We start from the raw sequence: 8,484 nt of genomic DNA on the forward strand, positions 1-8,484 counted from the left end.
TCGGCGCCTTGACGCGCAGATGATCGGAAAGATCGCGCTGCTTCTCGCCCATTCGCGACAGCAGGTCGCCGACATCGGCAACGACGCCGCGGGCACGATGCACATATTGCTGACCGGCCTCGGTCAGCCGCAATTGCCGCGTCGAGCGATGGAACAGCGCGGTGCCGATCCGCTCCTCGAGCTGGGTGACGCGCTTGGCGACGACTGAGGTCGCGACGTTGAGCCTGCGCGCCGCGGCGGAGAAGCCGCCGGCGTCCGCGGTGGCGAGGAAGGCTTCGAGGTTCGCCAGCGTATCCATCGGCCGTTCCCTTTGCTGTCGCCTTTCTCGATTCGCGAAAGCTGATCACATAATTTGGTGGATTGTACTGCAATCCGCATCAATTCATAGTTGGCTCAATCAATTTGTTCAGGGCGGAAATGATGCGAGCGAGCACGATCGAAGAACCTGCGCGGCAGGTGCCGGTCTATGGCGAGTATGACGTGGTGGTGCTTGGCGGCGGACCGGCCGGCATCGCGGCAGCCGTCGGCGCGGCGCGCGCCGGACGGCGAACGCTCCTGATCGAGCGTTACGGATTCCTCGGCGGCATGGGCACCGCGGCGGGCGTGACGAATTTCTGCGGCCTGCACGCCAACATCTTCGGCGAGATGCACCGGGTGGTGCAGGGCATCGCTTCCGACCTGCTGGCGCGGATCGACCGGCTCGGCGGGCTGAACGCGCCGCATCTGATCCTCGGCAAGATCCTCGCGCAAGCCTACGACACCGCGGCCTACAAGATCGCGGCGGACGATCTCCTGGCGCATCACAAGGTCGACATCCTGTTCCATGCGCTCGGCGCCGGCGTCGTCATGGACGGCGCGCACATCCGCGCGCTGATGGTGGAAACCAAGGCCGGACGTCAGGCGGTGCGGGCCGGCATCTACATCGATTGCTCCGGTGACGGCGATCTCGCGGTCTGGGCCGGTGCGCCCCATGAGGTCGGCGACAACCAGGGCGGCATGCTCTACCCCTCGATGATGTTTCGTCTCAACGGCATCGATCCGGCGAAGGCCGGCGATGCGTGGCGCACGATTCCGGAGCGGATGGCGCAGGCCGAGGCCGCCGGCACCTATAAATTCCCGCGCAAGTCGGCGATCGTGCGGCCGCAGAAATCGCAGATCGAATGGCGGGTGAATTTCACCCAGGTGACGCGCAGCGACGGCGGCGCCATTTCCGGCATTGATCCCGACGACATGACGCGTGGCGAGATCGAGGGCCGCCGCCAGGCGGTCGAGGCGTTCAGGTTCCTCCGCACGGTGCCGGGCTTCGAAAATTCCTACATCGTCGATCTGCCGCCACAACTCGGCATCCGCGAGACGCGGCGCGTGATCGGCGGCTACATGCTGTCCGGCGAGGACGTGCTGGGCTGCGCCTCATTCGCGGATTCGATCGGCGTCAACGGCTGGCCGATGGAAAAGCACGTGCCGGGCGATGTGACCTTCGAGTTTCCGCCGATCCCGGAGAGCCGCGGCTACAACGAATTGCCGTATCGCATGCTGGTACCCGATGGCGTCGATAATCTCCTGGTCGCCGGCCGCTGCGCTTCGATGACCCATGAAGGGCAATCCGCGGCGCGCGTCTCCGGTGCCTGTTTTGTGATGGGCGAGGCGGCGGGAACCGCGGCCGCGCTGGCCCTGTCGGGCAATACGATTCCGCGCGACATTTCCGTCGAAAAGTTGCAACAACAGCTCGGCACGCAGGGCGCGTTCATCGGCCGCGATCAGGCCGTGCCAGAAGGAATCTAGAGCGTTTTCAAGCGAAGTGGATACCGGTTCGCGTGAAGAAAACGCGTCAAACAGGAATCGAGAGCCCGTTCCGATTTGGTCGGAACGGGTTCTAAGCGGAGGACGGAATGAAGGTTTGGGCGCGGCTCGCACTCGCGGGCCTGCTGGTGTGGGCCGCGAGCGGCATCGCGAGGGCCGATGATCTCCTGAAGGCGAAGATCGGCGTGTTGCGGCTGTCGTCCTCGGCACCAGTGTTCATCGCGCAGGACAGGGGTTACTTCCGCGAAGCCGGCCTCGATGTCGAGCTGAAGTTTTTCGACGCGGCACAGCCGATCGCGGTGGCGACCGCGTCAGGCGACGTCGATTTCGGCGTCACCGCGGTGACCGCGGGGCTCTACAATCTCGCCGGCAAGGGCACGCTGAAGGTGATCGGCGGCATGAGCCGCGAGAAGGCCGGCTATCCCTTGATCGGCTATTTCGCCAGCAACAACGCCTATGCCGCGGGCCTCAAGACGCCGAAGGATCTCGCGGGCAAGCGCGTCGCGGTGACCCAGGTCGGCTCCAGCTTTCATTACTCGCTCGGCCTGCTCGCCGACAAATACGGCTTCAAGCTGTCAGACGTGAAGGTCGTGCCGCTGCAATCGCTGTCGAATGCGACCGCGGCGCTGAAGGGCGAGACGGTCGACGCGGCACTGTTGCCGGTCTCGACCGCGCGGACTTTGATAGACTCGAAGGGTGCAAAATTGCTCGGCTGGGTCGGCGACGAGACGCCGTGGCAGCTTGGCGCCATCTTCGCATCGCCGAAGACGCTGACTAACCCGCAATTGGTGAAGAGACTGCTCACCGCGCTCACCCGCGCCGACCACGAATATCACGACGTGATCCTGACCGCGATCAAGGACGGTGTGGCGCCGATCAACGACAAGACCAAATCGCTGCTCGAGATCATCGCCAAATACACCAACCTGCCGGTCGAACAGGTGGTCGGCAACTGCGCCTATATCGATCCCGACGGCAAGCTCGACGTGAAGAACCTCGACAACCAGATCAAATGGCTGCAGGGGCAGGGCTTTGTCGACAAGGGTTTTGATGCCGATGCGATCATCGCCAAGGACTATGTGAAGGCGGATTGATGCTGAGCCGCGTGCGCCACTCTCTCACCGTCATCCTGAGGAGCCGCGAAGCGGCGTCTCGAAGGATGCACGGCCCCGACACATGCCGGCCGTTCATCCTTCGAGGCTCGCTGCGCTCGCACCTCAGGATGACGGGTTTGGCAGCGAGGTCATAGCAACATGGACCTGATCGCCGACCATATCAGCCATCGCTTCGGCGCGCTCGACGTGCTCGACGATGTCTCCTTCACGGTTCGCGCCGGCGAGATCGTCGCGATCGTCGGTCCGTCCGGCTGCGGCAAGAGCACGCTGCTGTCGATCCTCGGTGGCTTGCTGCGGCCGAGTGAGGGCGCCGCCGAACTGCGCGGCGCGCCGCCGTCGGGCAGCCTCAATCCATTGACCTTCGTGTTTCAGGACTTTGCCCTGCTGCCGTGGAATACGGTCGAGGAGAACGTCGCGTTTCCGCTGCTGCACACGTCCCTCGGCGCCGGCGAGCGCCGCGCCGTGATCGACGATGCGCTGCGCCGCACCGGACTGTCGGATTTCCGCGCGGCTTATCCGAAGCAATTGTCCGGCGGCATGCGCCAGCGTGTCGGCATCGCGCGGGCGCTCGCGGTTCGTCCGGCGATCCTGTTGATGGACGAGCCGCTGTCGGCGCTGGATTCGCAGACCCGCGAGCTCCTGATGGAGGATTTCGTGGGCTTGCTGGCCGACGGCACGATGGGCGCGGTCTATGTCACGCATAACCTTGAAGAGGCCGTGCGGCTCGCCGACCGCGTCGTGGTGCTGTCGCGCCGCCCCGGTCGCATCAGGGAAATCGTGACCATCCCGATGACGCGCGCCGAGCGCGGCACCGCGGATGCCCGCGGGCCGATGGCCGCGCTGCAGGGCGAATTGTGGTCGCTGATCCGCAAAGAAGCGATCGATGCCGAGCGCGAGGTTCAGCATGCTTGACCGCTCCCCACAGGAGACGAAGGACCGATCGGCGGAAGCGACACGACCGGTCGCGTTTCGCGGCGCCGGCTTCACGCCGCGCGGCAGCCGCTCCGCGGGCTGGATCGCGCTCGCGCTGGTCATCGCGGTCTGGCAACTTGCCGGCAGTGCGGGATGGGTCAATCCGCTATTCCTGCCGGCGCCGTCGGCGATCGCGATGGCGGTCTACAAGCTCGCGTCGTCGGGCGCGCTGTGGCAGCATTTGTCGTGGTCGATCATGCGGATCGGCACCGGCTGGATCATCGGCACGGCCGCCGGCGTCATCGTCGGATTTGCGATCGGGCTGTCGACCATGGCGCGCGGCGTCGGCATCACCTTCATCTCGGCGCTGTTCCCGATTCCGAAGATCGCGCTGCTGCCGTTGCTGATCCTGTGGCTCGGGATCGGCGAGGAGCCGAAGATCGCGACCATTGCGCTCGGCGTGTTCTTCTCGACCGCGATCTCGGTCTATAGCGGCGTCGACGCGGTGCCGCGCAATCTGATCCGGATGGCGCAGAGCTTCAACGTGCCGTTCCACGCCATCGTGCGCCGCGTGATCTGGCCGGGCGCGCTGCCCTCGATCCTCGCCGGCTTCCGTATCACCTCGTCGGTTGCGCTGCTGCTCGTGGTCAGCGCCGAGATGATCGGCGCGCAATACGGCATCGGCGCCTTCGTGCTGCAGGCCGGCAATCTGATGCAGACCGATCAGCTGCTCGCCGGCGTCGTGATCCTGTCGCTGTTCGGGCTTCTGGTCGGGAAGCTGATCAACCTGCTGGAAGTGCGGTTGCTGCACTGGCGGTGAAGGCGCGCTGCTCGCCGCATCGTCGTCCCTGCGAAAGCAGGGACCCATAACCACCGCTGGTGCTTGCAGGATGAATGTCTCGCCGCGTGCCCTTTCCTGAGGCCGCGGCGTATGGGTCCCGGCCTTCGCCGGGACGACGAGTTAGGCGTTCCCCCTGTCCTCGCGGAACAGATCCAGCTTCTGCTGCACCGGGCGATCCGAGAACGAGAACAGCACCGAGTCGGTGTCGGCCTCGTGGGTGACCCAGTGCCAGCTCGGCACCACGAACAGATCGCGCGGTCCCCACTCGAAGGTCTGGTCGCCGACCCGGGTGCGGCCCTTGCCCTCGATCGCGGCGAACACGGTGGCGTCGGTCGAGCGATAGCGCGCGGTCTTGAAGCCCTTCGGCAGCAGCTGGATGAAGGTGCCGATGGTCGGCATCGCGAAATCGCCGGTTTCGGGGTTGGAGAATTTCAGCTTGAGGCCGTGGCAGGCATCCCATTCATCGCGGGCCCGGGCCTTTTCAAGCGTCTCGCGGGTGTGCTCATAGGGATAGTTGAAGATCGGCGAGGTTTTGGACGACCGCTTCTGGTCGATCGGCAACAGGTTGCGGCCGTAGCGCGCGAAACTGTCACCGGCCGGCTTGGAGATCGCCTGCTGATCTTCCTTGGCGCCTTCCGCGAACGAGCAGTCGAAGAACTGCACCATCGGGATGTCGAGCCCGTCGAGCCAGAACATCGGCTCGTTGGTTTCGTTGGAATGGTCGTGCCAGGTCATCGACGGCGTGATGACGAAATCGCCCGGCGCCATCGCGGTGCGCTCGCCATCGACTGCGGTGTAGGCGCCCTTGCCCTCGAGCACGAAGCGCAGCGCCGACTGGGTGTGGCGATGCGCCGGCGCGACGTCGCCCGGCACCACCATCTGCACGCCGGCAAAGAGGGAGGTCGTGATCCTGGACTGACCGCGCAGGCCGGGGTTTTCCAGCACCAGCACGCGGCGCTCGGCTTCCTTGGCGGTGATCAGTCTGCCGGCTTCGTTCATGTAGTCGCGGATCTGGTCGAACTTCCACAGATGCGGGCGGCATGCGCTCCGCGGCTCCGGCGTGACCAGATCGCCGAGCACGTTCCACAGCGCCGAGAGGTTTTCGCCGTCGATCTTCTTGTAGAACGCTTCGCGCTCCGGGGTCTTCTGCACGGCTTCCATGGCAAGCCTCCCATCATTCTTGTCGGTTCAATTTAATTGACAGTATACTGACAATGTGGCTAGCGTCAATGAAACAAGCCCATAGCGTTTTCGAGCGAAGTGGGTACCGGTTCGCGTCAAGAAAACGCGTCAAAACCAGAATAATGCAAGGGAGGTTCCGATGAAGCTGCATGGCTATTTCCGGAGCAGCGCGTCCTACCGGGTCCGGATCGCCCTCAATCTGAAGGGGCTCACGTCGGAGCATCTGCCGCATCATCTGCGCAAGGGCGAGCAATGCGCGCCGGCCTATCTGGCGATCAATCCGCAGGGATTGGTGCCAACCCTGGAGAGCGATGCGGGCGCGATCCTCACCCAGTCGCTTGCGATCATCGAATGGCTCGATGAGACCAATCCCACTCCGCCGCTGCTGCCGAAGGATCCGCTGCGGCGGGCCAAGGTGCGGGCGTTCGCGCAGGCGATCGCCTGCGACACCCACCCGGTGCAGAATCTGAAAGTGCTGGCGCGGTTGCGCCAGCTCGGCCTGCCCGAAGAGCAGGTGACGGAATGGGCCGCTTGGGCCAACCGCGAGGGTCTGTCGGCCTGCGAGACGCTGATTGCCGAAGAGGCCGGGCCGTTCTGCTTCGGTGAAACGCCGACGCTCGCCGATCTCTGCCTGGTGCCGCAGCTCGCCAATGCGCGGCGCTTCGGCGTCGACGTCTCGGCCTATCCGCGCCTGATCAAGGCAGAAGCAGCGGCAAAACAAGTCAAGGCATTCGCCGACGCCGCCCCGGACAGGCAGCCCGATGCCGAGTAGCAAGCCCACGCCCGTCACCATGGACGCGGTCTACACCGCGCCCGGCTATCTGTTCCGGCGCATGCAGCAGATCGCGGTGGCGTTGTTCATCGAGGAGTGCAGGTCGTTCGACCTGACGCCGGTGCAATACGCCGCGCTCGTGACGATCTCGACTCATCCGGGCATCGACGCCACCCGGCTCTCGGCGGTGATCGCGTTCGACCGCTCCACGCTCGGCAATGTGATCGAGCGGCTGCAGGCCAAGGAGTTCATCGTGCGCAAACCGGCGCCCGAGGACAAGCGGGTCAAGCTGCTCTATCTCACCAAGGCCGGCGCCGGCGTGCTGAACGAGATCATGCCCTCGGTCGAGAAGGCGCAGACGCGGATGCTGCAGCCGCTGAAGCCGGCCGACCGCAAGACGCTGCTCTCGCTCTTGACCCAACTTGTCGACCTCAACAACGAGGCGTCGCGGGTGCCGCTGCGCGCCGAGGATGCCCTCGAACATCTCGGAAGGTCGGGCTGATGGCGGAGACGAGACCCGTCCTGATCGCGGGCGGCGGCATCGGTGGCCTCGCCGTGGCGCTGGGGCTAGCGCAAAAGGGCATCCGCTCGATCCTGCTGGAAAAGGCCGCCGCGCTCGGCGAGATCGGCGCCGGCATCCAGCTTGGGCCGAACGCGTTCCACGCCTTCGACTATCTCGGCGTCGGCGAGGCCGCGCGCAACATGGCCGTCTATATCGACCAGTTGCGGCTGATGGATGCGCTGACCGCCGATGAGATCACTCATATCGATCTCGGCGATGCCTTTCGCGCGCGGTTCGGCAACCCCTATGCCGTGGTGCATCGCGGCGATCTGCACGGCGTGTTCCTGCGCGCCTGCCAGAGCCACGAACTGATCGAGCTGCGCGTCAGCAGTGAGGTGGTCGGCTACGAGCAGGATGGTTCATCCGTGACCGCAAAACTCGCCAGTGGCGAGCGCATCACCGGGCGGCTGCTGATCGGAGCCGACGGTCTGTGGTCGAACATCCGCAAGCAGGTGACGGCAGACGGCCCGCCGCGCGTCTCTGGCCACACCACCTATCGCTCGGTGATTCCGACCGAGCAGATGCCGGAAGACCTGCGCTGGAATGCGGCGACGCTGTGGGCCGGGCCGAAATGCCACATCGTGCATTATCCGCTGTCGGGCTGGAAGGTGTTCAACCTCGTCGTCACCTATCACAATGATGCACCGGAGCCGGTCGCGGGCAAGCCGGTCTCCGAAGCCGAGGTGATGAAGGGCTTCACCCACGTCCACGAGCGGGCGCAGAACATCATTCGCCACGGCACCAACTGGAAGCTCTGGGTGCTGTGCGACCGCGACCCCACCGAGCGCTGGATCGATGGCCGCGTCGTGCTGCTCGGCGACGCTGCGCATCCGATGCTGCAATATTTTGCGCAAGGCGCCTGCCAGGCGATGGAGGACGCGGTCTGCCTGTCACACATGCTGGCCCATCACGATGATCAGGCGGCGGCGCTCGATGCCTATCGTGCCCAGCGCTTTCCGCGCACGGCGCGCGTGCAGCTGATGTCACGCGCGATCGGCGAGCACGTCTACCATCCCGCTGGCGACCACGCCCGCATCCGAAACGCGATCATGAGCGCGAAGTCGCAGACGGAGTGGTGCGACGATATCGCGTGGCTCTATGGCGGGACGGGGCTGGGGAGTTAGCTGCCGCACGCCGATTGAAAGAGTACGCCGTGTGGCCACCCCTCTCCCTAACCCTCCCCCGCAAGGGGGGAGGGAGCCCGAGCAGCGTACTCACCTCACGTACACACTCATCTTGCTCTCTCGTCGTCGCGGAGATCGTAGGGATCACTGACGTAAGGAGGGCACGGGTGGAGGGG

General features: G+C 65.1%; 9 protein-coding genes. 7 read left to right on the forward strand and 2 right to left on the reverse strand.

The window, feature by feature from the left end; genetic code table 11:
• Positions 1-298 (reverse strand): LysR family transcriptional regulator (locus tag FNJ47_RS42615; protein WP_163162337.1); only part of this gene is annotated, 298 nt, incomplete at its 3' end.
• Positions 299-420: 122 nt separating this feature from the next.
• Here FNJ47_RS42615 and FNJ47_RS42620 point away from each other — a divergent pair.
• From FNJ47_RS42620 to FNJ47_RS42635, 4 genes are all read left to right on the forward strand, one after another.
• On the forward strand, positions 421-1,782 hold the full coding sequence (locus FNJ47_RS42620) for an FAD-dependent oxidoreductase (protein ID WP_163162338.1): 1,362 nt from the start codon (positions 421-423) through the stop codon (positions 1,780-1,782).
• A 107-nt stretch (positions 1,783-1,889) separates the two neighbouring features.
• Positions 1,890-2,894 (forward strand): ABC transporter substrate-binding protein, encoded by a 1,005-nt coding sequence (locus tag FNJ47_RS42625; RefSeq protein WP_163162340.1) that lies wholly within the window; start codon positions 1,890-1,892, stop codon positions 2,892-2,894.
• Between the two features lie 159 nt (positions 2,895-3,053).
• Complete coding sequence (locus FNJ47_RS42630; protein ID WP_163162342.1) at positions 3,054-3,827, forward strand: ABC transporter ATP-binding protein; 774 nt, start codon at positions 3,054-3,056, stop codon at positions 3,825-3,827.
• Positions 3,820-4,647 (forward strand): ABC transporter permease, encoded by an 828-nt coding sequence (locus tag FNJ47_RS42635; RefSeq protein WP_163162344.1) that lies wholly within the window; start codon positions 3,820-3,822, stop codon positions 4,645-4,647. Before FNJ47_RS42630 ends, FNJ47_RS42635 begins: the two co-directional genes overlap by 8 nt.
• 141 nt (positions 4,648-4,788) lie before the next feature.
• Here FNJ47_RS42635 and gtdA read toward each other — a convergent pair whose 3' ends face one another.
• A complete protein-coding gene (gene gtdA / locus FNJ47_RS42640) occupies positions 4,789-5,829 on the reverse strand; it encodes a gentisate 1,2-dioxygenase (protein WP_163162346.1) in 1,041 nt (346 codons plus the stop codon).
• A 160-nt stretch (positions 5,830-5,989) separates the two neighbouring features.
• Between gtdA and maiA the strand changes: the two genes are divergently transcribed.
• From maiA to FNJ47_RS42655, 3 genes are read left to right on the forward strand one after another with little or no spacing between them, the layout of a single operon-like run.
• Positions 5,990-6,622, forward strand: a complete 633-nt coding sequence (gene maiA, locus FNJ47_RS42645; protein WP_163162348.1) for a maleylacetoacetate isomerase — start codon at positions 5,990-5,992, stop codon at positions 6,620-6,622.
• Complete coding sequence (locus FNJ47_RS42650; protein ID WP_163162350.1) at positions 6,612-7,124, forward strand: MarR family winged helix-turn-helix transcriptional regulator; 513 nt, start codon at positions 6,612-6,614, stop codon at positions 7,122-7,124. The genes maiA and FNJ47_RS42650 overlap by 11 nt, the downstream gene beginning before the upstream one ends.
• Positions 7,124-8,308, forward strand: a complete 1,185-nt coding sequence (locus FNJ47_RS42655; RefSeq protein ID WP_163162352.1) for a 3-hydroxybenzoate 6-monooxygenase — start codon at positions 7,124-7,126, stop codon at positions 8,306-8,308. Before FNJ47_RS42650 ends, FNJ47_RS42655 begins: the two co-directional genes overlap by 1 nt.
• The last annotated feature ends 176 nt before the right edge of the window (positions 8,309-8,484 follow it).

Source organism: Bradyrhizobium uaiense, from assembly GCF_010811875.1.
Taxonomy (GTDB): Bacteria; Pseudomonadota; Alphaproteobacteria; order Rhizobiales; family Xanthobacteraceae; genus Bradyrhizobium; species Bradyrhizobium uaiense.

What these genes read in the sequence shown, in the direction of transcription:
- FNJ47_RS42620 (WP_163162338.1), top strand. Translation starts at nt 421, where the DNA reads ATGCGAGCGAGCACGATCGAAGAACCTGCGCGGCAGGTGCCGGTCTAT.
- FNJ47_RS42625 (WP_163162340.1), top strand. Translation starts at nt 1,890, where the DNA reads ATGAAGGTTTGGGCGCGGCTCGCACTCGCGGGCCTGCTGGTGTGGGCC.
- FNJ47_RS42630 (WP_163162342.1), top strand. Translation starts at nt 3,054, where the DNA reads ATGGACCTGATCGCCGACCATATCAGCCATCGCTTCGGCGCGCTCGAC.
- FNJ47_RS42635 (WP_163162344.1), top strand. Translation starts at nt 3,820, where the DNA reads ATGCTTGACCGCTCCCCACAGGAGACGAAGGACCGATCGGCGGAAGCG.
- gtdA (WP_163162346.1), bottom strand. Translation starts at nt 5,829, where the DNA reads ATGGAAGCCGTGCAGAAGACCCCGGAGCGCGAAGCGTTCTACAAGAAG.
- maiA (WP_163162348.1), top strand. Translation starts at nt 5,990, where the DNA reads ATGAAGCTGCATGGCTATTTCCGGAGCAGCGCGTCCTACCGGGTCCGG.
- FNJ47_RS42650 (WP_163162350.1), top strand. Translation starts at nt 6,612, where the DNA reads ATGCCGAGTAGCAAGCCCACGCCCGTCACCATGGACGCGGTCTACACC.
- FNJ47_RS42655 (WP_163162352.1), top strand. Translation starts at nt 7,124, where the DNA reads ATGGCGGAGACGAGACCCGTCCTGATCGCGGGCGGCGGCATCGGTGGC.